Here is a 537-nt window from a genome sequence, read left to right as displayed (position 1 = left end):
AAACTCTAAGTCGGGATGGTCAAATGGCTCCTGACAAGCCGATAAGACGTGATCCACTTGTTGAGCTGTCATGTCGGCATTGACAGAAAATCGAATGATGTTCTTGTTTCTGCCCGTGGCCGGTCGACAAAACACCGCACCGAAAACGTCTCTTTCTTCAAGGAAATCACGTACTCGTTCAGTGTTTCTCTCACTTCCACACTCAAGAGCAATAATCTGCGATTCGCTGCGAATTTTAAACCCAATACGTTTTAATCCGATGGCGAGTTCTTTGGCTCGCTTGAACAAACATTCACGTTTGTCGTCAGCCGCTTTAATTACCTCAAGTGTTTTTTCTAAACGCACGACTTCTTGTGGCAAAACCGTTGAGCTAAAAATCGCAGGATAGGCCACGAAGGGCAGCGATTGTGCTAGCTTGTTCGGGCCTAAAATCGCACCAGCGCGGTAGGCGAACGTTTTAGCCAAACTTACGGTAACGAAATCCACCATCTGTGTTAGTCCCAGTTCTTGTAATAATCCAGACCCCTTTGGTCCGTG

1 protein-coding gene is annotated in these 537 nt (G+C 46.7%); it reads right to left on the bottom strand.

Annotation, left to right across the window (positions count from 1 at the left end):
• Positions 1–537 (bottom strand): aminotransferase class I/II-fold pyridoxal phosphate-dependent enzyme (locus R7Q46_RS29805; RefSeq protein ID WP_318078670.1); only part of this gene is annotated, 537 nt, incomplete at both ends.

The sequence above is a fragment of the Vibrio sp. 811 genome, assembly GCF_033339195.1.
The sequence above is the reverse complement of the archived record's forward strand: the minus strand, read 5'-3'. Positions and strand labels throughout refer to the sequence as shown.